The organism is Caballeronia sp. LZ033, assembly GCF_031451265.1.
Taxonomy (GTDB): Bacteria; Pseudomonadota; Gammaproteobacteria; order Burkholderiales; family Burkholderiaceae; genus Caballeronia.
This window is the reverse complement of sequence record NZ_JARUXQ010000007.1, coordinates 1-20,763: the sequence shown is the minus strand read 5'-3', so window position 1 is coordinate 20,763 and position 20,763 is coordinate 1. Positions and strand designations below refer to the sequence as shown.

22 protein-coding genes and 2 pseudogenes are annotated in these 20,763 nt (G+C 65.3%); 8 read left to right on the top strand and 16 right to left on the bottom strand.

The annotated features are described in order from the left end of the window. Position 1: 1 nt before the first annotated feature. The 12 genes from QCE62_RS34005 to QCE62_RS33950 all read right to left on the bottom strand — a co-directional run bounded on the left by QCE62_RS34005 (position 2) and on the right by QCE62_RS33950 (position 10,839). On the bottom strand, positions 2 to 475 hold the full coding sequence (locus QCE62_RS34005; RefSeq protein ID WP_309927658.1) for a MaoC/PaaZ C-terminal domain-containing protein: 474 nt from the start codon (positions 473 to 475) through the stop codon (positions 2 to 4). A gap of 10 nt (positions 476 to 485) precedes the next feature. Continuing rightward, positions 486 to 1,304 (bottom strand): aldo/keto reductase, encoded by an 819-nt coding sequence (locus QCE62_RS34000; protein ID WP_309927655.1) that lies wholly within the window; start codon positions 1,302 to 1,304, stop codon positions 486 to 488. A 4-nt stretch (positions 1,305 to 1,308) separates the two neighbouring features. Beyond that, the gene (locus QCE62_RS33995; RefSeq protein ID WP_309927652.1) at positions 1,309 to 2,067 is read right to left on the bottom strand and encodes an enoyl-CoA hydratase/isomerase family protein; all 759 of its coding nucleotides are present in this window, start codon (positions 2,065 to 2,067) and stop codon (positions 1,309 to 1,311) included. Positions 2,068 to 2,077: 10 nt separating this feature from the next. Continuing rightward, positions 2,078 to 3,244, bottom strand: coding sequence for a dihydrodipicolinate synthase family protein (locus QCE62_RS33990; protein ID WP_309927649.1), 1,167 nt, complete (start codon positions 3,242 to 3,244; stop codon positions 2,078 to 2,080). A 40-nt stretch (positions 3,245 to 3,284) separates the two neighbouring features. Beyond that, complete coding sequence (locus QCE62_RS33985) at positions 3,285 to 4,085, bottom strand: 3-ketoacyl-ACP reductase (protein WP_309927648.1); 801 nt, start codon at positions 4,083 to 4,085, stop codon at positions 3,285 to 3,287. After that, on the bottom strand, positions 4,061 to 5,326 hold the full coding sequence (locus QCE62_RS33980; RefSeq protein WP_309927646.1) for a TRAP transporter large permease: 1,266 nt from the start codon (positions 5,324 to 5,326) through the stop codon (positions 4,061 to 4,063). The genes QCE62_RS33985 and QCE62_RS33980 overlap by 25 nt, the downstream gene beginning before the upstream one ends. Next, positions 5,323 to 5,883, bottom strand: coding sequence for a TRAP transporter small permease (locus QCE62_RS33975; protein WP_309927643.1), 561 nt, complete (start codon positions 5,881 to 5,883; stop codon positions 5,323 to 5,325). The genes QCE62_RS33980 and QCE62_RS33975 overlap by 4 nt, the downstream gene beginning before the upstream one ends. Positions 5,884 to 5,905: 22 nt before the next feature. Next, complete coding sequence (locus QCE62_RS33970) at positions 5,906 to 6,889, bottom strand: TRAP transporter substrate-binding protein (protein WP_309927639.1); 984 nt, start codon at positions 6,887 to 6,889, stop codon at positions 5,906 to 5,908. Between the two features lie 203 nt (positions 6,890 to 7,092). Next, positions 7,093 to 8,130 (bottom strand): LacI family DNA-binding transcriptional regulator, encoded by a 1,038-nt coding sequence (locus tag QCE62_RS33965; protein ID WP_309927637.1) that lies wholly within the window; start codon positions 8,128 to 8,130, stop codon positions 7,093 to 7,095. A 64-nt stretch (positions 8,131 to 8,194) separates the two neighbouring features. After that, positions 8,195 to 9,010, bottom strand: a complete 816-nt coding sequence (locus QCE62_RS33960; RefSeq protein ID WP_309927634.1) for a shikimate dehydrogenase — start codon at positions 9,008 to 9,010, stop codon at positions 8,195 to 8,197. Continuing rightward, the gene (locus QCE62_RS33955) at positions 9,007 to 10,053 is read right to left on the bottom strand and encodes a Gfo/Idh/MocA family oxidoreductase (RefSeq protein ID WP_309927631.1); all 1,047 of its coding nucleotides are present in this window, start codon (positions 10,051 to 10,053) and stop codon (positions 9,007 to 9,009) included. The genes QCE62_RS33960 and QCE62_RS33955 overlap by 4 nt, the downstream gene beginning before the upstream one ends. 93 nt (positions 10,054 to 10,146) lie before the next feature. Beyond that, positions 10,147 to 10,839: a TetR/AcrR family transcriptional regulator gene (locus QCE62_RS33950; RefSeq protein ID WP_309927628.1), complete on the bottom strand. Its 693-nt coding sequence runs from the start codon at positions 10,837 to 10,839 to the stop codon at positions 10,147 to 10,149. Positions 10,840 to 11,163: 324 nt separating this feature from the next. On the opposite strand from QCE62_RS33950, the gene QCE62_RS33945 reads away from it, so the two are divergent. The 7 genes from QCE62_RS33945 (at position 11,164) to QCE62_RS33915 (ending at position 18,457) form a co-directional block, all read left to right on the top strand. Then, complete coding sequence (locus QCE62_RS33945) at positions 11,164 to 11,922, top strand: enoyl-CoA hydratase/isomerase family protein (RefSeq protein WP_309927625.1); 759 nt, start codon at positions 11,164 to 11,166, stop codon at positions 11,920 to 11,922. 119 nt (positions 11,923 to 12,041) lie between these two features. Then, positions 12,042 to 13,385, top strand: a complete 1,344-nt coding sequence (locus QCE62_RS33940) for an MFS transporter (protein WP_309927623.1) — start codon at positions 12,042 to 12,044, stop codon at positions 13,383 to 13,385. 59 nt (positions 13,386 to 13,444) lie between these two features. Next, a complete protein-coding gene (locus QCE62_RS33935) occupies positions 13,445 to 15,049 on the top strand; it encodes a CoA-transferase (RefSeq protein ID WP_309927620.1) in 1,605 nt (534 codons plus the stop codon). After that, positions 15,046 to 15,879, top strand: a complete 834-nt coding sequence (locus tag QCE62_RS33930) for a shikimate dehydrogenase (RefSeq protein ID WP_309927617.1) — start codon at positions 15,046 to 15,048, stop codon at positions 15,877 to 15,879. Before QCE62_RS33935 ends, QCE62_RS33930 begins: the two co-directional genes overlap by 4 nt. A 24-nt stretch (positions 15,880 to 15,903) precedes the next feature. Beyond that, positions 15,904 to 17,061 carry a dihydrodipicolinate synthase family protein gene (locus QCE62_RS33925; protein ID WP_309927614.1) on the top strand — a complete coding sequence of 386 codons (1,158 nt, stop codon included), beginning with the start codon at positions 15,904 to 15,906 and terminating at the stop codon, positions 17,059 to 17,061. 12 nt (positions 17,062 to 17,073) lie between these two features. Next, positions 17,074 to 17,925, top strand: a complete 852-nt coding sequence (locus QCE62_RS33920) for a sugar phosphate isomerase/epimerase family protein (RefSeq protein ID WP_309927610.1) — start codon at positions 17,074 to 17,076, stop codon at positions 17,923 to 17,925. Between the two features lie 40 nt (positions 17,926 to 17,965). After that, entirely contained in the window at positions 17,966 to 18,457 is a 492-nt protein-coding gene (locus QCE62_RS33915) for a MaoC/PaaZ C-terminal domain-containing protein (RefSeq protein WP_309927607.1), read from the top strand. Between the two features lie 10 nt (positions 18,458 to 18,467). On the opposite strand, the pseudogene QCE62_RS33910 reads toward QCE62_RS33915, so the two are convergent. Then, positions 18,468 to 19,022, bottom strand: a pseudogene (locus QCE62_RS33910) (LacI family DNA-binding transcriptional regulator); the annotation flags it as partial. Between QCE62_RS33910 and QCE62_RS33905 the strand changes: the two are divergent. Then, complete coding sequence (locus QCE62_RS33905; RefSeq protein ID WP_309927604.1) at positions 18,991 to 19,341, top strand: enoyl-CoA hydratase-related protein; 351 nt, start codon at positions 18,991 to 18,993, stop codon at positions 19,339 to 19,341. The pseudogene QCE62_RS33910 and the gene QCE62_RS33905 overlap by 32 nt on opposite strands. Before the next feature lie 13 nt (positions 19,342 to 19,354). Here QCE62_RS33905 and QCE62_RS33900 read toward each other — a convergent pair. The 3 genes and pseudogenes from QCE62_RS33900 to QCE62_RS33890 all read right to left on the bottom strand — a co-directional run. Further along, positions 19,355 to 19,474, bottom strand: a pseudogene (locus QCE62_RS33900) (alpha/beta fold hydrolase); the annotation flags it as partial. Positions 19,475 to 19,894: 420 nt separating this feature from the next. Then, on the bottom strand, positions 19,895 to 20,467 hold the full coding sequence (locus QCE62_RS33895) for a PAS and helix-turn-helix domain-containing protein (protein WP_309927602.1): 573 nt from the start codon (positions 20,465 to 20,467) through the stop codon (positions 19,895 to 19,897). A gap of 63 nt (positions 20,468 to 20,530) precedes the next feature. After that, positions 20,531 to 20,763, bottom strand: a 233-nt coding sequence (locus tag QCE62_RS33890; RefSeq protein ID WP_309927599.1) for a membrane dipeptidase, incomplete at its 5' end; no start/stop codon positions are given.

Here is a 20,763-nt window from a genome sequence, read left to right as displayed (position 1 = left end):
TTCATCGTTCCTCGTTGCTCGTTTTCACGGCATGGGCGCGGGTCCGCACCATCAGCACGTTGAGTCCTTCCTGGATCACCGCGTCGTCCTGATTGCGCACCTCCACCTGCAAGCGCACGATGCCGCGGTCGGCGCGCTTCGTCGGGCGCTTGTCGAGCACGCTGATGCGCCCCTGGATGCGGTCGCCGATCAGCACCGGCTTGTGGAAGCGATAGGTCCATTCCAGCGTCGCGACCGAAGCGAGACTGGTGGCCGCGCGGTTCTTGAGACCATCGACCATCGCGAGACACAGCAGTCCATGCGCGATGCGGCCGGAAAAGCCGACGCTGCGCGCGAAGTCGTCGTCCATGTGGACGTCGAAGAAGTCGCCTGAGAGGCCGGCGAACTGCACCACGTGGCTTTCGGTGACGACGATGCCCGAGGTTGCGAAGCTGAGTCCCGGCTCGATCTCTTCGAAGAGCAGCGGTTGGGTCATGATTGTTCCTTCAGTCGAAGTCGGGCGCGTCGGGCACGCGTTCGCGATTGACGATGCGGTAGTTCGTCGAGTTGAGCGCATCGATGCGATCCATGTCGATGCTCGACAGCGTGAAGTCCATCACGTCGAAATTGGCCTGTATGTTCTCGCGCCGGGTGGACATCGTGTTGATGGTTACGCCCTTCTGCAGGATCCAGCGCAGCGCGGCTTGCGCAGCCGTCTTGCCATAGCCCGCGCCGATCTCCTCGAACAGCGGGTATTTGAAGATTTCGCCGCGCGCCACCGAGCAATACGACGACAGCGGAATGCCCGTCTCCGTGGCGGTGCGCAGCAACACGCGCTGATCGAGCAGCGGATGGAACTCGACCTGGTTCGTGATGAGCGGGAGTTTCGTCGCGGCCTTCGCGGTGCGCATCATCGCGGCGGTGAAGTTGCTGATGCCGATGTGGCGCGCAAGGCCCGCCTGCACCGCTTCTTCGAGCCGTTGCACCGAGGGCGCGACATCGCCATGAGCGGGCGGCCAGTGCAGCAGCAGGATATCGACCTGATCGATCTGCAGCTTCGCGAGGCTCTCGCGCAGCGAGGGCAGTAAGGCTTCGGCGGAATCGTTGGCCGGCGCGATCTTGGTCGTGATGCACAGGTCTTCGCGCTTCATGCCCACGGCTTGCAGCGCCGTGCCGACATCGGCTTCGTTGCCGTACATCTGCGCGGTGTCGATGGCGCGATAGCCGGTGTCGACCGCGATACGCAACGCGTCCTGAAGCGCCTGGCCTTGCAGCGGCCAGGTGCCGAATGCACGTTGATGAGTACCCTGGAAGAGTGGATTCATGGTGTCAGAAGGAAGCGGTGGTCTTGTCGAAGAAGGCACGGATGCCGCGTTCGGCGTCCGCGCTGGAACGGACCGCGAGCGCGGCTGCGGGATAGGCCGTGCGGGCGTCCTTGTGGTCGTCGATGATGAGCGCCTTCGCCAGCGCAGCGGCGCGTGGTGAGATCTGGCACAAGCGCGTGGTCCAGTCATCGAGGCGGGCGGGCAGGTCTTGCGGCAAGCAAACCTCGTTGAGCACGCCCCAGTGCAGCGCCGTGTGCGCGTCGATCTCGCGCGACAGCAGCACGGCTTCGAGCGCGCGTCCGCGGCCCGCGATGCGCCGCAGCCGGTCGCCGCCTTCCCAGCCGGGAATGGCGCCGATGGCGACTTCCGGAAAGCGCAGGCGCGCGCCGTCGGTGGCGAGCCGCAGATCGCAGCACAGCGCCAGTTCCAGTCCGCCGCCGAAGCACAAGCCCTCGATCACGGCGACGGTCGGGCAACGCAAGCGCTCGAAGCGTCCGAGCAACTCGTTGCCCTTGCCGATCCACTGCTGCGCGAAGGTCTCCGGATCGAGCGCCGACCATTCGCGGATATCCGCACCGGAGCAGAACACGCCGCCTTCGGCGCCGCGCAGCACGACGGCGCGGATCGTATCGTCCTGCTCGACGCGCGCGATGGCATCGTCGAGTGCGGCGAGCATCGCGAAGTCGAGCGCGTTGGCCTTGCCCGGATTGCTCAGTTGCAGCGTGAGCACTGCGCCGTCGCGGCGCGCGAGTAGCTGTCCCATGCGCGGAGCCTCAGTCCTGGGTCACGCCGTGGACGGCGAGGAAGGTCTTCATGCGCATCACCGCGAGTTCGGGTTGCCGCAACAGACCGGCGGCATCGGCGAGCCTGAAGAGATCGACGAAGTAGGGCAGCGGACGCATGGCCTGATGGCCGGCCAGCATCGTCATGTTCGGCTGATGGCCGTTCAGCCAGGCCAGAAAGACGATGCCGGTCTTGTAGAAGCGCGTCGGCGCCCGGAAGATGTGGCGCGAAAGCGGCACCGTGGGCGCCAGGATTTCGAGGAAGCGCTCGCGCCGTCCCGCAGCCAGTTCGCCGAGCGCGGCCGACGCGGCAGGTGCGATGGCATCGAAGATGCCGAGCAGCGCGTGCGAGTAGCCCTGCTCGTCGCCGGCAATCAGTTCCGGATAGTTGAAGTCGTCGCCGGTGTACATCTTCACGCCGGCAGGCAGCAGGCGGCGCATGTCGATCTCGCGTTGCTTGTCCAGCAACGACACCTTGATGCCCTCGACCTTCGCGGCGGACTCCGTCATGACGTCGAGCGCGATGTCGCGCGCGGCGCTCAGGTCGTCGGTGCCCCAGTAGCCGGTCAGCGCGGGATCGAACATGTCGCCGAGCCAGTGCAGGATCACCGGCTGATCCACCTGCGCCAGCACCCGCCGATACACCGACACATAGTCCGCCGGCGTGCGCGCCACGCGGGCCAGCGCGCGGCTCGCCATCAGGATCAGGCGGCCGCCGGCTGTCTGGATCGCATCGACCTGTTCGAGATAGGCGCTCACCACGGCATCGAGCGAAGTGACGGAGGCGGGATCGAGATGATCCGTGCCGCAGCCGTTGAAGACCGGCACCGGACTGTCCGACAACTCCGCGCGCGTGCGGCGGATCAGTTGCAGCGAGTCCTTCCAGTTCAGACCCATGCCGCGCTGGGCGGTGTCCATCGCCTCGGCGATGCCCAGGCCCAGCCCCGCGAGATAGCGGCGGTATTCGAGCGTCCTGTCCCAGTCGATCCGGCCGCCTTCGGACGGTTCGACGTCGGCGAACGGATCGGCCACGACGTGCGCCGCCGAAAGCACGATGCGGTTGAACGGCGCGGCGGGGCGAGCGTCCGGAAGCGGCGTGCCGGCGAGCGTGTAGCGCTCCAGCGCGCCGGTCGATGTGGGCAGTTTCAGGCTGTTCATAGGGCGGGACCCGGGGTCATCGGAAGAAGAGGGAAAGCGCTCACAGGCGCGGAACCGACAGCGCGCCGTCGATGTTGAGCACGCTGCCCGTCGCGAACTGCATCTGTCCGGACGCCAGCGCCGCGACCGCAGCAGCGACGTCGGCCGGGACGCCCCAGCGCCGCATGGGCACGACGCCGTCGGCGATGCGTTCGTCATGGCGCGCGGCGACGGCCTCCGTCATCGGCGTGCGGATGATGCCGGGGCGAATCTCGAACACGCCGATGTTCAACGGCGCGAGGCGCAGCGCGAACAGCTTGGTGAGCATGCCGAGTCCAGCCTTCGACATGCAGTATTCGCCGCGCTCCGTCGACGCGAGTTCGGCGCTCACCGACGACACCGTGACGATGGTGCGTGCGTGTTGTGCAGGATGCGTGTGTTCGGCCATGTGACGCGCCACGGCCTGCGTGAAAAAGAAGGTGCCGCGCATGTTGATGTCGATCACCTTGTCATAGGAGCGCTCGCCGAGTTCGAGCAGGTCGCCGCGCGCGTCGGCGGACACGCCCGCGTTGTTCACGAGACAGGCGATCGGCCCGCATGCCACGACGATGCGTTCGACCAGCGCGCGGTGTGCGCCGCTGTCGGCGAGATCGTGTTGCCAGAAGCCCGCGCGCGCGCCGTGCGCTTCGGCGGCGGCAAGCACCTGGTCCGCGCCGTCTTCCGCGATGTCGAGCAGCGCGAGATCGAAGCCCTGCCGCGCCAGTTCCGCCGCGATGCCCGCGCCGATGCCGCGCCGTGCGCCGGTGATGAGCGCCAGCGGCCGGACGGCGCGCGCCGCTAGTAGAGAAGATGAGGAAGCCATTCGGAGAACGCCGGCACGAAGGCCAACAGCAGGATGGTGACGAACATGATCGCCATGAAGGGCAGCATCGGGCGCACCAGGTTGACCATCCTGATGTTGGCGACGCCGGTGACGATGAAACATGCCGTGCCGATCGGCGGCGTCACGAGCGAGATGCCGACGATGGCAATGGCCAGAATCGCAAAGTGCACGTCGCTGTAGCCGGCGTCCTGCGCGATCGGCAGGAACAGCGGGATCAGCAGGATCAGCGCGGGAATGCCGTCGAGCAGCGCGCCCAGCAGCCAGAACACGACCACGATGAACACCGTGAAGACGAAGCGGTTGCCGGTCAGTTGCGAGGCGAACTCGGCCACCTGCTCGCCCACCGAGTTGTACGCCAGCATGTAGCCGAGAATCTGCGCGACGCCCACCAGCGACAGCACGATGGCGCTGGTGCGGCCCGCCTTGATCAGAATGCCGGACCAGGCGCGCGTTGGAATCGAGCGTTGCAGCAGCGTGATGATCGTGACGTAGGCCACCGCCGCAGCCGCGGATTCCGTCGCGGTGAAGAAGCCCATGAAGATGCCGCCGAGAATGATGATGGGGGCACCGAGCGCCGGGATCGCGAGCAGGAACGCGCGGCCCAGTTCGCGCACGCTGAAGTGGACCGGCGCCACCGGCGGCTCCGACCGCGCGCGGTACATGATGATGAACATCTTCGTGACGCCGACCAGGATGGCGGGCAAGGTGGCCGCGAGAAACAGCTTGGTCACCGACATGTTCGCGACCGTGGCGAGCACGATGATGGTGATCGACGGCGGAATCAGGATGCCGGTGCCGGCCGCCGCCGCGATGATCGCCGACGACCATTCCTTGCGATACCCGGCTTTCTCCATCGAAGGCAGCATGGCCGAGCTGATGGCGGCGGCGTCGGCATTGACCGAGCCGCTCAGGCCGGAGAACACCATGGTCGAGGCCACTGCGCTCACGCCCAGCCCGCCCGGCACGCGGCCCACCAGCAGGTTCATGAAGCTCACCAGCTTGCCGGCCGAGCCCGAGTGAAACAGGATCTCGCCGGCAAGGATGAACAGCGGCACGGCGAGCAGCGTGAACGAGTCCACGCCGTGATACATCGCCTGCGCGATGTTGGTCAGCGGCAGGCCCTGCATCAGGCCGTCGATGGTGCCCACCACGCCCAGCGACGCGATGATCGGCGCGCCCGCCACCACGAACAGCGCGAGAAGCCCGATGGTCAGAATCATTGCGTCCTCGTTTCGGCAGAACCGTGTGCGTGGGCATGAACGGGGTCGGCATCGGCATGCGCGAGCAGGTCCCAGACATGCGCCAGCAGATGCAGCAGCCCCAGTGCACTGCCGGCCGGGATGGCGGCGAACGAGATCCATTGCGGGATGCCGCTCGGCGTGATCTGGTCGAAGCCCAGTTGCATGAACTGCCAGCCGCCCCACGCGAGCGCGACGAGCAGCGCGCCCATCAGCAGCATCTGGACGAGCGACGCAAGCACGAGCCAGCGCCCCGAGAGCCGATCCTCGAACAGTTCGAAGGCCACGTGCACCTGGTCACGCACGCCGACCGCGATGCCGATGAAGGTCATCCAGATCATCAGCGTGACGCTGACCTCGATGTTCCACGAGAGCGACACATGGAAGACGAAGCGGGACACGATGCCCGCCAGCACGACGCAGAAGATCGCGAAGACCAGGACGGCGATCAGCAGATCTTCGACGCTCGCGAGCAGGCGAAACGGCGCAGTCTGGTTGATGCCGTCCCTGCGCGCGGAGGAACGCGGATGGGGTTTCATGGCGGGCACCTGGTGCGGTTGATCAGAGGTCCGGCAGGTACTTCGCCAGCTCGGCGAAGTTCGAGCGGTACTTGGCGTAGATCGGCTTGACGGCCGCGCGGAACGCGGCGCTGTTGGTATCGTTGAATTCGACGCCGTTCTTCTTCGCTTCGGCGAGATACTTCGCGTCCGACGCAAGCCACAGGTCGCGCTCGTGCTGCTGGGCCTGCGCGGCGGCCTGCTTGACGGCGTCCTGCTTCTTCGCGTCGAGCGAGTCGAACCATTTCTTGCTGGCCAGCATCGGGTCGATCGAGAAGAAGTGGTTCGTGTACGAGTAATGCTTCGCCACCTCGCTGTGATGCTGCTGGACGAAGAAGGTCACCGAGTTCTCGGCCCCGTCCACCACGCCCTGCTGCAACGCCGAATAAATCTGCGTGGTGTCCAGCGGCGTGGCCTGCGCGCCGAACTGGTTGAACGTCGCGATCATGATCTGGTTGCCCTGCGTGCGAATCTTCAGGCCCTTCATGTCGTTGGGCTCGTTGATGGCGCGCGTGCGGTTGTAGACGCTGCGCAGACCCGAATCGAACCAGCCGAGCAGCACGAAATCCAGCTTCTCCAGAATGCCCGCGTAGGCCTCGCCGAGCGCGCCATCTTGCGCAGCGAACAGCGTCTTGCGATCGGGAAAGGCGAACGGCATCGCGAACAGACCGAGGCGCTTGTCATAGCCTTCGAGGTCCGCCACGTTCGCCACCGTGATTTCCAGCGTGCCGTTGCGCAGCTGCTCGTTCATGCGGGTGTGCGAGCCGAGCACGCCGTCGGGGAACACGCGGGCGTCGAAGCCGGTCGTCTCCTTGAGCCGCTTCGCCATCAGGTTCTCGGTGATCACTTCCGGGTTGTGCCGGTCCACCACGTCGCCGATGCGAATCGTCTGGCTGTCCGCACTGGCGAGACGCGGCAGCCAACCGGCCGCCGCCGAGGCGACCGTGAGCGTCAGGAGTTTTCTGCGAGAGAGTAGGTAGTCGCGCATGCGTCGGATTCCTGTGGTTCTTATGGCCGTGACGCACGACAGGCGGCACGGATGGGCCTTGGCCGTCGTGCTTGCGCACACGCATCCAGCCATCAGGCAGATTGAGTAGATCGATCTACCTGAAAGGTTAGGGGCAGCTTCGATGTGACGCAAGCGGATTTTTATAAGGGAAACCCGAACGGGCGAAGCCGTGGGCGCGATGCTCAGGCCGCGCCGGGACGCCCGCCGCAGGTGCCGCGAATGATCAGCACAGGGTCCGAGAGGATGCGCGTGGCGGTGCGCGACGGCTCCGTCATGCGCTTGAGCAGCAGGTCCGCGGCGCTCTGGCCGATCTCGTCCTGCAAGACCTGGACCGTGGTGAGCGGCGGCTCCCAGAGCGCGGCTTCGGGCACGTCGTCGAAACCGACCACGCCGAAGTCGCGGCCCGGTTCGATGCCATGCGCGCGCAGACCGAGCATCACGCCGAACGCGACGATGTCATTGCCGCAGACCACCGCCGTAGGCGGATTCTTCAGGCGCAGGAGTTCGGTGATGATGCGCTTGCCGTCGTAGCGCGTGAGCGGCGAGGGCACGAGCAGACGTTCGTCGAACTTGATCTTGGCCGCCTGCAAGGCCTCGCGATAGCCTTCGGCGCGATCGCTGCCGGTGGAGGCGCGCATGATGCCGCCGATCATCGCAATGCGCTTGTGGCCGAGCCCGATCAGATGCGAGGTCGCGAGCGCCATGCCGCGACGGTTGTCGACGCCGACGTAATCGGCCTGGAGTCCGCTCACATAGCGCGACGCGAATACGCACGGGATGCCCCACGCCAGCACCTGGCGCATCTGCGTGGCTGTGGTGGATTCGGTCGGACAGACGATGAGGCCGTCGATATTGTGCTGCCTCACGGTTTCGAGAAAGCGGCTTTGCCGGTCGAGCGACTCGTCCGTGTTGCCGAGCAGCGTCATGAATCCCTGCGTGCTGAGGCTCGCCTCGATGGCGCGGACCAACATGGTGAAGTAGGGATTGGCGAGGTCGTTGACGACCACGCCGACGGTATGCGTCTGGTTGCTGCGCATGCCCGCCGCATGGCGGTTATAGACATAACCCTGACGCTTGAAGGCTTCCAGTACGCGTTCGCGGGTGGCTTCGGAGATGCGCGGGCTGTTGCGCAGCACGAGAGAAACCGTGGCGCGGGACAGGCCGAGTTCGTTGGCGATGTCCAGCAGCGTGACGGAAGAGCCTGGTTTGCCTCGGGACATGGGGAGCGCTTGAAGATTCGTATGTCCGGAGTGTATATGAATCGGCTGCGCCGACCGGGGCGCACTACATCGGTTTCAGGCCAAAGAATTCGGCGACGATCTCCGCCTGGTTCTCCAGCAGATGCCGTCCCAGGTGCGTGCGATGACCGCGCTCTTCAGCCCGTCGCAGCAGCGGCGTCCGTTCGGGCTTCATGATGATGTCGGCCACGAGCACGTTGCGGTCGAGTTGCTCGATGGAGAAGGGCAACGCATCGCCTTCGGCCATGCCGCAGGGCGTCGCGTTGACGACCATGTCCACGTCAGCGGGTTGCGAGTCTCCCGCCGCGACGTTCACCTGCGAATAGGCCTGCGCGATCTCCGCGACGAGCGCGTCCTGCTTCGCCCGGTCCACATCGATCAGGCGCAGCGACTTGACGCCTGCGCTGGCAAGCGCGTGCGCCAGCGCCTTGCCCGCGCCGCCCGCGCCGGCCTGGAACACGGCCATGCCGCGCGGTTCGTGGCCCTGCTTGCGCAGGCCGCGCGTGAAGCCTTCGCCGTCGTACATCTCGCCGATCCACTCGCCGGATTCGGCGCGGCGCATGCAGTTGATCGCGCCGACCTTCTGCGCGATGGGCAGCAGCCGGTCGACCCAGCTGGTCATCGCAATCTTGTGCGGCACCGTGACGACGATGCCGTCGAGATTGGCGATGCGCTTCAAGCCGGCAATGGCGGTTTCGAGCGATGCCGCGGGAATCTGCATCGGCACGAGCACCGCGTTCACGCCCATGCGCTGGAAGATGGCGTTGAACACCAGCGGCGAGCGCGCTTGTGCAATCGGATCGCCGACGATGGCGAACAGGCGTGTATCGCCGCCGACAGCGGCATTCAGGGCAGAAGTCATGATGGCGAACCTGGGTTGACGGGCATGGGTTGGCGGGCGGCCGACGAAGCGATCAGCGCATCGATCAGCACGTGGACGTCCAGCGCGCTGCGCAACGAGGCGACCGGTTCGACGCCGCGCATCGCGGCATCGACGAAGCTGGACATCACGGCCCGATGCGCGTGATGCGAGAACGCCATCGGGTCTGCGCCGGAGCCGAGCGAAGCTGTCTCGCCTTCTTCGAGCGCCGAGCCGTCCATGTATTGCACGCTGAGCTTGCCGCCGCCGAGCGTGGCGCTGCCCTTGCTGCCGCTGATCTCGATGCGTTCGGGAAAGCCGGGATAGATGGCCGTGCTGGCATGCAGCGACGCCACACAGCCGCTGCGATAGCGCATGACGCCCGCCACGGTGTCCTCGCACTCCATCCGGTGCGCGGGACTGGTGACCGCATAGGCGAAGACTTCGTCCGGCAGTCCGACGAGCCACAGGAACAGGTCCAGCGTATGAATCGCCTGGGTCATCAGCACGCCGCCGCCGTCGCGCGCGAGCGTGCCGCGCCCGGGTTCATCGTAATAGGACTGCGGACGCCACCACGGCACGGCCACACTGGCGCTGTGAATCGCGCCGAGTGCGCGTGCATCGAGCAACTGGCGCAGCTTGCGCGATGCATCGCGCGTGCGGTGCTGCAATACCGCCGCCGCGACGATGCCATGTTGTTCGCAACACGCGACCAGTTCGCGTGCGCGCGACGTGGTGACGTCGATGGGCTTCTCCACCAGCAGGTGCTTGCCCGCCGCCGCGATCCGTGCGCCGAGTTCGAGATGCGTGTTCGGCGGAGTCAGCAGCAGCACGCCGTTCACATTTTCGTCGTTGAGGGCGGTGTCCAGATCCAGCGTGACGCGGGCGTGCGGCAAGCGGCTCGCGAATGCGTCCGCCCGTTCCGCCGAGCGCGCCACGACGTGGCGCACGCTTACCCGGTCCTGCAAGTCGAGCAGCCCCGCCAGATGCGGCGCGGAAGCCATGCCCGCGCCCACGACGGCAATGCCAAAGCCAATCTCGTTCATAGAATGTCTCCGTGAGAAGACATTAAGGTAGATCGATCTAATTGTCCAGTAGGCTTAACGCCGACTGTGCGATTCGTCGCGTGTACGAGAGACTTACCGGGTGTATTTCGCGAGCACCACGCGCGAGAACGAGTTCATGAACTGTTCGACGCGCTCGAAGCCGCCCGCGTCCTGTGCGAACACCGAGAGGCTGTCGATCAGATGCGTCAGCAGAAGAATCAGGTCTTCCTTCGGCGTGTCGCGTTTTAACTCGCCGCTGCGGCTTGCTTGTTCGACGGCCACTTCGACCGCCGCGTGAATCTCGGTAGTGAAGCCCGCGAGGGCCGCGCGTGCTTCGTCGGTCAGCACGTCGCTTTCCATGCGCAGGCGTCCGATCAGGCTCCACGGCTTGCGCGTCTTGCCGCCCGGGTTGTATTTGCGGAACAGGTTGCGGTTGTAGCCGATCTCAGCCTGCAACTTGTCCTGCAAGGAAAGCGTTTCATCGAGCCAGATCTTCTTCTGGCCTTCCGTGGCGCCCGCCACATAGTCCTTCACCACTTCCTCGACGAGGCTGTTCTTGTTGCCGAAGTGATAGTGGATGTTGGTCGTGGTGATGCCGAGTTCCTTGGCGATCACGCCAAACGTGGTCTTGTGATAGCCGTGCGCGATCAGGAGCCGCTTCGCCAGGTCCTTGATGCTGTCGTACATCGACGAGCGCTTCGGTGCGGCGGCGGCCGGGTCGCCCTTGCCGGCCTTGGTGGCTTTCGCGGGCTTCGCGGGTTTCACGGCGCTTGTGGTCTGACTCAACGTGGCACCTTGGTGAGGATCGGAGGGTTGACTGGGCCTCACACGGGGCAAAGAAACGGGCGTGGCGGGCGGGGACCGGAGCGTGCCGTGGGCAGCGATCCGGCACTTTTCAGCGGCTGATTTTACACGACGCTCATTCTTTTCCCGTTGCCGCCCTCGCCTGAAAAAGGACTGCGCCGCCTTCGTTCGCTGCACCTCAAATTTCCGTTGCCTGACGCCTGAGATTGATGATAATGTCCGCTCAAGCTACTTACTAGTAAGTAAGTATGAGGAGAAACGCGAAGAGGACAGGCTGCCCTGGCGGCCGACAAAAGAGGAGGCGCGATGCAGGAGAACATGGTGATGCGGCGTCACGGCGCGGTGGCCGAGATCGTCATCAACCGTCCCGAGAAAATGAATTCGATGACGCCCGGGATGACGCAGGCGCTGCTCGGGATCCGTCAGGACATCGAGCGCGATGCGGCGATCCGCGTCGTGCTGCTGCGCGGCGAAGGCGAGCGCGCGTTCAGTGCGGGCAGCGACCTGCATTCGCTCAAGACTTACCAGACGGCATGGGAGTTTCGTGCACGCACCGACTACGCGATGGTGGTGCGCGACTTCACCAAGCCCGTCGTCGCGGCCTTGAAGGGCTGGGTGCTGGGCGGCGGCCTCGAGATGATGCTCGGTGCGGATATCCGGGTCGCCGGCAAGAGCGCGAAGTTCGGCGCGCCCGAAGTGCTGCGCGGCTGGGTGGGCGGCGGCGGTGCGTCGCAGATGCTGCCGCGTCTCGTCGGCTATGGACAGGCCATGCGTCTGCTATTGACGGGCGATACCATCGACGCCGGCGAAGCGCGTGATATCGGGCTGGTCGAGATGGTGGTGGAAGACGCGGAAGTCGTCGACAGCGCCATGGCGCTGTGCCGCAGGATGGCCGAATTCAGCCCCATCGCGACGCAATCGGTCAAGGCCGCCGTGCGCGCGGCGCTGTCGATGAGCGTCGAGCAGGGCATCCGCTACGAGAACGAATTGACCTCGCTCTGTTTCGCGTCGGGCAATTACGAAGCGGGCGCCAACGCCTTCGGCAAGCGCACGAAGCAAGGCTGACAGCAAGACTGATTCATGCAGCAGTACCGTCCGCCGCAACAGGCGGAGGGATTTCCGTCAACGTGCACCGCGAGGCCGCGGTGTCGCACAAAATCAAAAGCGAAGCAGGAGACAGCGCCATGCAACCAGCACACGCGCAGAAGGCAGACCGCAGGAACATCCGACGCGCCGTGTTCGCGTCGACCCTCGGCACCATCATCGAGTGGTACGACTATGGCCTGTACGCTGCGGCGTCGGGCCTCATCATCAACAAGCTGTTCTTTCCGCAACTCTCGTCGCTGGCCGGCACGCTGGCCGCGTTCGCGACCTTCGCGGTGGGCTTCATCATTCGCCCGCTGGGCGGCATCGTCATCTCGCACATCGGCGACAAGTACGGCCGCAAGCCGGCGCTCGTGTTCTGCGTGACCATCATGGGGGCGGCCACGGTCGGACTGGGGATACTGCCTACCTGGCAGCAGGCGGGCATCATCGCGCCTTTGCTGCTGGTGCTGATGCGCATGATGCAGGGCTTCGGCGCGGGCGCGGAACTGGCGGGCGCCATCACGCTGATCGCCGAATACACGCCGCCGAGCCGGCGCGCGTTCTTCACCTCGATTCCGAACGCGGCCACCAACTTCGGCGTGATGATTGCGATCGCAACCTTTCTGCTGATCTCGTATGTGCCCGAGGACATCCTGTTCTCGTGGGCATGGCGCGTGCCGTTCCTGCTGTCGCTGGGGCTGTTCGGCGTCGCCATCTACATTCGCTCGAAGCTCGATGAAACGCCCGAGTACGTCGCCGCCATGGAAAAGGCCAGCAAGAAGGCCAAGGCGGAGAGGGTGCCGTTGGCGCAACTGTTCCGCAACAGCCGGCGCGAACTGCTGTGCGGCTTCTTCGCGATGGGGGGCCATCAAGCGCTCAGCTACGTGCTCAATACCTTCGCGCTCAGTTACATGACCAACACGGTCGGCATGGCGAAATCGGACAGTCTGGTGGTGCTCATCATCGCGCTGTTCTTTTCATTGTTCTGTGCGCCGGTCGGCGGCATGCTCGCGGACCGCTTCGGCAGCGCCAACATCTTCGCCGCCGGCGCGATGATCGCCCTCGCGCTCGTGTATCCGCTGTTCCTCGCGATCGATTCGAAGGACGTCGTGCTCGCCACCATTGCGATGAGCGCGGTCTATGGCATCAGCTGGGGCTGCACCTGCGGCGCGCAGGGGGCGTTCCTGGCCAACCTGTTTCCCACGCAGTACCGCTTTTCAGGCATCGCGATGTGCCGCGAGATGTCCGGCGCACTCATAGGCGGGCCGACGCCGTTCATCGCCACCGCGCTGGTGGCCTACGCGAACGGCAAGCCCACCTACGTGATGGTGTTTCTCGCGGTCTTCAGCTTCCTCACGCTGATTGCGGCGCTGCTCGGCAAGCAGCTCTCGCGTCATCGCGACGATGAGCCCGCCTTGCCGGAAGCGCGCACGGCGGCGTGACGAAGGCGAACACGCCTGGACATTGAAATCGACACACAGAAACAAGCGGAGTTGAAACCATGCAAATCTTGACCGCCGACCAGGCTGCATCCCTGCTCAAGGATGGCGATACATTGATGATCGGCGGATCGGGGAGCGGACATGCCGTGCCGGAAACGCTGATCGAAGCGCTCGAACGGCGCTTTCTCGCGAAGGGCGAGCCTCGTCAGTTGACGTCAGTGCATCCGGTCGGTCTGGGCGATCGCGGCGAGCGCGGCGCGTCGCGGCTCGCGCATGCGGGCCTGCTGAAGCGCGTCGTGTGCGGCACGCTGGTTGATTCGCCGCCGCTCGCGCAGATGGCGCTGAACCAGGAGATCGAGGCGTGGACGCTGCCGCAAGGCGCGCTTTCGCTGCTGACGCGCGAGATGGCGGCGGGGCGTCCAGGGCTCATCAGCCATGTCGGCCTGCACACCTTCGTGGATCCGCGCAATGGCGGCGGCATTCAGGGCGCGCCGAGCGACGACAAGCTCGTGAGCCTGATCGAACTCGAAGGCCGCGAGTGGCTGTTCTACAAGCCCTTCGAAGTCGATGTCGCGTTCCTGCGCGGCACCACGGCGGACGAGGACGGCAACATCTCGATGGAACATGAAGCCGTGTTCGGCGACATGCTCTCGATGGCGCAGGCCACGCGCCGCAACGGTGGCTTGGTCATCGTGCAGGTCAAGCGGCTGGCGAAGCGCGGCACCCTGCCGGCCAAGACAGTGAAGATTCCCGGCATGCTGGTGGATGCCGTGGTGATCGATCCCGAACAACCGGTGACCTACCAGACCGCCTACGACCCCGCCTTCACCGGCGAGATGCGCATTCCGCTGGAAGGCTTTCCGCGCTTGCCGCTCGACGAACGCAAGATCATCGCGCGGCGTCTCGCGATGGAACTGCGCGTCGGCGCCGTGTGCAATGTGGGCTCCGGCGTGTGTACCGGCATCGGACTCGTGGCGGCCGAGGAAGACGTGCTGCATCATATCGTGCTGACCAACGAGCAAGGGCTGATCGGCGGCGCGCCGGCGGCCGGACTCGATGCGGGCGCCGCGCGCAACTACAGCGCCATCGTCGACATGCCGTATCAGTTCGACTTCTACGATGGCGGCGGTATCGACATCGCGTTTCTGTCCGCCGTCGAGATCGATGCGCAGGGCAGCGTCAACATCAGCCGCTTCGCGAACAAGCTGATCGGCGTGGGCGGCTTCATCAACATCAGCCAGAACGCGCGCAAGATGGTCTTCGGCGGCACCTTCACGGCGGGCAGCCTGAAGGTGGCGTGCGAAGGCGGCCAGTTGCAGATCCTGAAGGAAGGCACGCATCGCAAGTTCGTGTCGAAACTGCAGCAGGTGTCGTACAGCGGACCGTATGCGCAGGAACGCGGCCAGATCACGTTGTTCGTGACCGAGCGCGCGGTGTTCCGCACCATCGACGGCGCGCTCGAACTGATCGAAATCGCACCGGGCATCGATCTCGAACGGGACGTGCTCGCGCACATGGCGTTCCGTCCGGTCATCTCGCCGGACCTGAAGCTGATGGATGAGCGCCTGTTCCGTCCCGAGCCGATGGGCCTCGACGCCGCGATGGACGAACAAAGCTGGCCGTCGCATGCGCGGCTCGCTGCGTTCAGGGAGCAGCAGTCGTGACGAAGCATGCGCAAGAGGGACCGCGCATCGGCGGATCGACACGGCTGTTCGGCATTCTCGGCAACCCCGTCACGCAGGTGAAGACGCCGCAGCTGATGAACGCGCTCTTCGAGACCGGCGGCATCGATGCAATCTGCCTGCCCTTCGATGTCCCCGTGAACGTGTTCGAGCCTGCCGTCGCAGGTCTTCAGGCGCTCGGCAATCTCGATGGCCTCGTGGTCACGGTGCCGCACAAGGTGCGCGCGATGTCGATGGTCGATGAAGTCTCCGACACCGCCCGCCGCGTCGGCGCGCTCAATGTGATGCGCCGCCAGCCCGATGGCAGCTGGTTCGGCGACCTGTTCGACGGCACCGGTCTCGTGCAGGGGCTGACGCGCATTGGCTTCGAGGTGCGCGGCAAGCATGTGAAGCAACTCGGCGCGGGCGGCGCGGGCGCGGCCGTCGCCCATGCGCTGGCGGAGGCGGGCGCGGCGAGCATCGCGCTGAGCGATCCGCAGCGCGAGTTGCCCGAGCAGTTGTCGGCGCGGCTGAATCGCTACTACCCGGGCTGTGCGACAAACGTCGATGTCGATCCCGCCAATCTCGCGGGCGTGGACGTGCTGATCAACTGTTCGCCCGTCGGCATGAAGCCGGGCGACGGCATGCCCGTCGCATTCGGCGCGTTCGCGCCTGCGCTTCAGGTGGTGGACATCATCATGACGCCCGCAGAAACGCCGCTGCTGAAACATGCGCGGGCGTGCGGCTGCCGCGCGACCAATGGCCAGCCGATGATCGAAGGACAGCTCGCGGCCTTCGCGACGTTCTTCGGCATCGAGATGCCTGCGTCGTAACTGAACCTTCAAGCCTTCGACATCATGCAAATCGTTCTTCCGGCCGCTTCCGGCCAGTTGGAAAACTATCGGCTTACCGGCGACCCGATCGGTGGGGCGCCGATGGGCGCGAAGTTCAACCGCATCGCTTATTCAGCGGCGCACGTCGTGGCCGATCCGCTTCGCAGCAGCGAGCTGAACCAGCCCGCCGTGCTCGACTGGACGCGCACGATAGAATACCGGCGCTATCTGATCGGTCAGGGACTGGGCATCGCCGAGGCCATGGACACCGCGCAGCGCGGCATGGGCGTGACGTGGGATACCGCGCGCGAACTCGTCGAGCGCACGATGCAGGAAACTTGCGATCTGCCCGGCGCGCTGATCGCCTCGGGCTGCGGCACCGATCATCTTCCGGCGCACGAGGCCACGTCCTGCGACGACGTGATCCGCGCCTACGCGCTGCAACTCGACGCCATCCAGCGCACCGGCAGCCGCGTGATCCTGATGGCGAGCCGCGCGCTGGTGCGTGTGGCGCGGCATCGCGACGATTATCTGCGCGTGTATCGCGAAGTGCTGGCGATGTGCTCGCGGCCCGTGATCCTGCACTGGCTCGGCGACATGTTCGATCCCGAGCTGAAAGGCTACTGGGGCAGCAACGATCTCGACGCAGCCGCCGATGTGTGCCTCCAGGTGATCGCGGACAATGCGCACAAGGTGGACGGCATCAAGATCTCGCTGCTGGACGATGCACGGGAGATCGCTTTCCGGCGCCGCCTGCCGCAATGCGTGAAGATGTACACGGGCGACGACTTCAATTATCCGTCGCTCATCAAGGGCGACGAGCAGGGCTATTCGCATGCGCTGCTCGGCATCTTTGATGCCATTGCGCCCGCTGCATCGCAGGCGCTTGCTGCACTGGCCGCGGGCGACGCCGCACGCTATGACCGTCTGCTCGAACCTACGGTGGCGCTGTCGCGGCACATCTTCCGCGCGCCCACGCAGTACTACAAGACGGGCGTCGTATTCCTCGCGTACCTGAACGGATTCCAGCCGCACTTCTTCATGCCGGGCGGACATCACGGCGCGCGTCCGCCGCTGTATCTCGCGGACGTGTTCCGTCTCGCGGATGCCGCGAACCTGCTGCGCGAGCCCGAACTCGCTGTGCAGCGCATGCGGCTCGTGATGCAGACCTTCGGACTATGAGCGGAGACACGCATGGAGACGCTTGAGAACCGGCTGGACCGTTGTGCGATCAATACCGCGACACTCGGACATCGCGAGCCGCTCGATGTAACGCTCGAACGCGTGGCGCGCGCCGGCTTCGGCGGCGTCGCGCCATGGCGGCATGAAGTGGAAGCCATGGGCGTTGCCGCCGTGGCGCGCAAGCTGCGGGCGCTGCAACTCACGGTGACCGGCTATTGCCGCTCCACGTACCTGACGGGCGAAACGCAGGCCGCGCGGCGCGCGAGCATCGACAGCAATATCAAGGCGCTGCACGAGGCAGCGGAACTCGAAGCGCGCTGCTTCGTGATGGTGGTGGGCGGTGTGAGCGCGAACGGGCGCGATCTTCCGGGCGCGCGTGCGCAGGTGGAAGAGGGCATCGCCGAGTTGCATGCCGAGGCGCGCAAGCTCGGCGTGCCGCTCGCCATCGAACCCTTGCATCCGATGTACGCGGCGGAACGCGCCGTCATCAACACGATCGGGCAGGCGCTTTCGCTGTGCGAGAAGATCGCGCCGGGCGATCCGTCGATGCTCGGCGTTGCCATCGACGTCTATCACTGCTGGTGGGACCCGCTGCTCGCGGAGTCGATCGCGGCGGCGGGACGCGCGCAACGGATCCTCGCGTATCACGTGTGCGATTGGCTCGCCGACACCAGCGACATGCTGCTGGACCGCGGCATGATGGGCGACGGCGTGATCGATCTGACGGGCTTTCGCGGTGAGATCGAACGCGCGGGTTACGCGGGCATGGTGGAAGTCGAGTTGTTTTCGCGCGACCGCTGGTGGAAGGTCGAGCCGGACGAAGTGCTGAAGGTGTGCGCGCAGCGCCTGCAAACGGTCTGCTGAAGGCGGCCGCTCATCACCAACAATGGAGACAACGACGCTCATGGAAGTACGACAGGATACCGATGCCATCGCCCAAGGCCGTGCGCTCGCGCCCGGCATGTACGACCTCAGCGACATCGAGGCCGGCGACCACTTCGCCACCTCGGGCATGACGGTCACGGAAACGCACGTGGTCAATTTCGCGGGCGTATCGGGCGATCTCTACGATCTTCATCTCGACGACGTCGCGGCCCAGGAAGCCGGCTTTCCCGGCCGCATCGCGCATGGACTGCTGGGACTCGCGCTCGCCGACGGCCTCAAGACCCGTTGCGCCGTCCGCCTGAAGGGACTGGCGACCTTGAGCTGGAACTGGTCGTTCCGCGCGCCGCTGATGATCGGCGATCGCATTCATGTCGAGGTCGAAGTGGTCGCGAAGCGGCCGACCAAGCGCGCGGATCGCGGCATCGCGACGCTCAGGCTCAAGGTGCTGAACCAGGCCCGCGAAGTGGTCCAGGACGGAGAAACGCTGCTGCTGATGGCGAACCGGACCTGAACCGCCGCGTTCAGCGGCCGTCAGTCACGGCCGTCGAATCGCGCACGATCAGACACGGTTCGATGGTCACGTGCTCGATGTGATCCTTCCCGCCCAGCATGTCCACCAGCTTCTGCATCGCGACCTCCCCGATCGTCTCGCTTTGCGTGTCCCCGCTCGTCAGTGTCGGCGCGGACAGTTCTCCGTAGGGAATGTTGTCGATGCCGGTCATGGCGACATCGTCGGGCACGCGAATGCCGAGCGCACGCGCCGCCTTGATGAAGCCGAGCGCGATCAGGTCGTTGTAGCAGATCACGGCCTGCGGACGGCGCGGTCCCAGCATCACGCGCGAACACGCATGCTCGCCGGCGCGGCTGGTCGGTGTGTGAGCGTCGTGTACGTCGACTTCGATACCGGCTTCCGCAAGGCCGTCGCGCACGCCGGCAATGCGCGCAGCGTTGATCTGCGCATGACCGAAACCCAGATAGGCGAAGCTGCGAAAACCGCGCTCCAGCAAGTGCCGCGTGAGCATGTAGGTTGCGAGGCTGTTGTCGATGCCCACGCTCGAGATAGGCAAGGTCTCGCTGTACGCTTTTCCTTCGGATCAGGTCGTGCAGATTCCGGGCGCCGGCGCATTGCAGCGGCTGGCCGGCATCGTGGGCGGGGGACGGGCGCGGGACATCCTGATGCGCTCGCGCTATGTCAGCGGCTCGCAGGCATACGAATGGGGACTGGCGACCGATTTCGCCGTGGATAGCGATCTGGAAAGCGCCACCGATCTGCTGGTGCAGGAACTGCTGTCGCTTTCGCCTTCGGTGCAGCGCGCCGCGAAGATGTTCTTCAACGAGATCGACGACGAACCCGAGCCTCTCGCGTTGGCTCCTGCTATCGAAGCCTGTACCTGAGGCTCGGGTCTGTTCAACTGCGCAGGAATTCGAGCAGGTCGGCGTTGACCTTGTCGGCGTCGGTGGTGCACATGCTGTGCGGCGCACCCGGATACACCTTCAGGCTCGCGTGACGCAATAGCTTCGCCGACAGCACGACCGTTTTGCCGGCGCCCCAGTCCTTGAAGAAGATGCGCGTGCCGTCCTTCGCCGTGACCGAATCGGCCGATGCATTGCCCGGCGTCCTGTGTGCAGACGCCACGCGTTCCGCCGCCGATGCCAGCGGTACCGCCGCGGCCGCCATCGCGGCGATGGCGGTGCCGGCGCTCACGGTGAGCATGTTCCGGCGTTCGATCATGGGTGTGTCGATCAGCTTTGCCACAGTGTCTTCGCTGGATGCTGCTGTGAGTTCAGTCAGGACCGGGCTTGAGCGCGTGAACACGCGAGTGATTCGGGTCCCGGGTCTCGGAGGGCAGTCACCTTCAAGAGCCGGGATCATGCTAAGTCGGGAAACCCTTTTCGTTCTTTCGGCAATGCACGCAATTCGCCGAAACCGCCTTGAGTTGACGGACCGTCAGGCCAGCAGCCGCGTGATGAGTTCCGGCGTCGCGCGCACGCCGTACTTGCGCAGGAGGCTCGCACGATGGATATCCACCGTGCGCGGGCTGATGTTCAGTTCCTTGCCGATCTCCTTGCTCGTCAGGCCATGCACGAGACAGGCGGCGACGTCGCGCTCGCGTTCCGTCAGCGTGCTCGTGACATCGGGCGGCTTGGCGCTGTCCGAAAGATCCGTGAAGGTCCAGACGGCAAGCTCGAAAGGGCGTTGCGGGTTATAGCCGAAGCCGCGCACGGTGACCCAGAAATGACTGCCGTCGATGCGCCGCATGATGCGGTCGTCGCTGAAGACCGCGCGCTTCGCGATCAGCGGTCCGAGACGGTGACCGGTGCTCGCGAAGTCTTTTTTCTGCGGGTAGAGCTTGGAGAACGACTGATCGACGATATCGCCGCGTTCCGCCCGGAACAGTTCGAGCGCGCGTGCATTGCAGTCCACCATGATGCGCTCGCGGGCCACGATCACCGCAACGGGCAGATGCCGGAAAAGATCTTCATAGTCCAGCTTGGACGTCGTCTCGCTCGGGTTCGGCATGATGGCGTGCATTGGGTGTACACAGGCGTCGGGATTGTACGCCCGCGCGACTGGCCAGCACGTTCAGACGTTCCACACTTCGCCGAAGAAGCGCATCCAGTTCTCGCCCATCACCTTCTTGATGCGCGACTCGCTCCAGCCTGCGCGTTCCATCGCGGCCGTCAGGTTCGGAAACTCGCCGATGGTGCGGATGCCTGCCGGATTCACCACCTTGCCGAAGTTCGTCAGGCGGCGATAACGGCCCTTGTCGTGCGTGATCCAGTCGAAGAACTCGGTGCTGTAGCCCTGCGTGAAGT

Excerpts from the sequence above, each read along its gene's own strand:
- QCE62_RS33940 (WP_309927623.1), top strand. The coding sequence starts at position 12,042 with ATGCAACCAGCACACGCGCAGAAGGCAGACCGCAGGAACATCCGACGC.
- QCE62_RS33945 (WP_309927625.1), top strand. The coding sequence starts at position 11,164 with ATGCAGGAGAACATGGTGATGCGGCGTCACGGCGCGGTGGCCGAGATC.
- QCE62_RS33895 (WP_309927602.1), bottom strand. The coding sequence starts at position 20,467 with ATGCCGAACCCGAGCGAGACGACGTCCAAGCTGGACTATGAAGATCTT.
- QCE62_RS33925 (WP_309927614.1), top strand. The coding sequence starts at position 15,904 with ATGCAAATCGTTCTTCCGGCCGCTTCCGGCCAGTTGGAAAACTATCGG.
- QCE62_RS34005 (WP_309927658.1), bottom strand. The coding sequence starts at position 475 with ATGACCCAACCGCTGCTCTTCGAAGAGATCGAGCCGGGACTCAGCTTC.
- QCE62_RS33960 (WP_309927634.1), bottom strand. The coding sequence starts at position 9,010 with ATGACTTCTGCCCTGAATGCCGCTGTCGGCGGCGATACACGCCTGTTC.
- QCE62_RS33985 (WP_309927648.1), bottom strand. The coding sequence starts at position 4,085 with ATGGCTTCCTCATCTTCTCTACTAGCGGCGCGCGCCGTCCGGCCGCTG.
- QCE62_RS33955 (WP_309927631.1), bottom strand. The coding sequence starts at position 10,053 with ATGAACGAGATTGGCTTTGGCATTGCCGTCGTGGGCGCGGGCATGGCT.
- QCE62_RS34000 (WP_309927655.1), bottom strand. The coding sequence starts at position 1,304 with ATGAATCCACTCTTCCAGGGTACTCATCAACGTGCATTCGGCACCTGG.
- QCE62_RS33965 (WP_309927637.1), bottom strand. The coding sequence starts at position 8,130 with ATGTCCCGAGGCAAACCAGGCTCTTCCGTCACGCTGCTGGACATCGCC.
- QCE62_RS33995 (WP_309927652.1), bottom strand. The coding sequence starts at position 2,067 with ATGGGACAGCTACTCGCGCGCCGCGACGGCGCAGTGCTCACGCTGCAA.
- QCE62_RS33905 (WP_309927604.1), top strand. The coding sequence starts at position 18,991 with ATGCCCACGCTCGAGATAGGCAAGGTCTCGCTGTACGCTTTTCCTTCG.
- QCE62_RS33915 (WP_309927607.1), top strand. The coding sequence starts at position 17,966 with ATGGAAGTACGACAGGATACCGATGCCATCGCCCAAGGCCGTGCGCTC.
- QCE62_RS33970 (WP_309927639.1), bottom strand. The coding sequence starts at position 6,889 with ATGCGCGACTACCTACTCTCTCGCAGAAAACTCCTGACGCTCACGGTC.
- QCE62_RS33975 (WP_309927643.1), bottom strand. The coding sequence starts at position 5,883 with ATGAAACCCCATCCGCGTTCCTCCGCGCGCAGGGACGGCATCAACCAG.
- QCE62_RS33935 (WP_309927620.1), top strand. The coding sequence starts at position 13,445 with ATGCAAATCTTGACCGCCGACCAGGCTGCATCCCTGCTCAAGGATGGC.
- QCE62_RS33990 (WP_309927649.1), bottom strand. The coding sequence starts at position 3,244 with ATGAACAGCCTGAAACTGCCCACATCGACCGGCGCGCTGGAGCGCTAC.
- QCE62_RS33920 (WP_309927610.1), top strand. The coding sequence starts at position 17,074 with ATGGAGACGCTTGAGAACCGGCTGGACCGTTGTGCGATCAATACCGCG.
- QCE62_RS33980 (WP_309927646.1), bottom strand. The coding sequence starts at position 5,326 with ATGATTCTGACCATCGGGCTTCTCGCGCTGTTCGTGGTGGCGGGCGCG.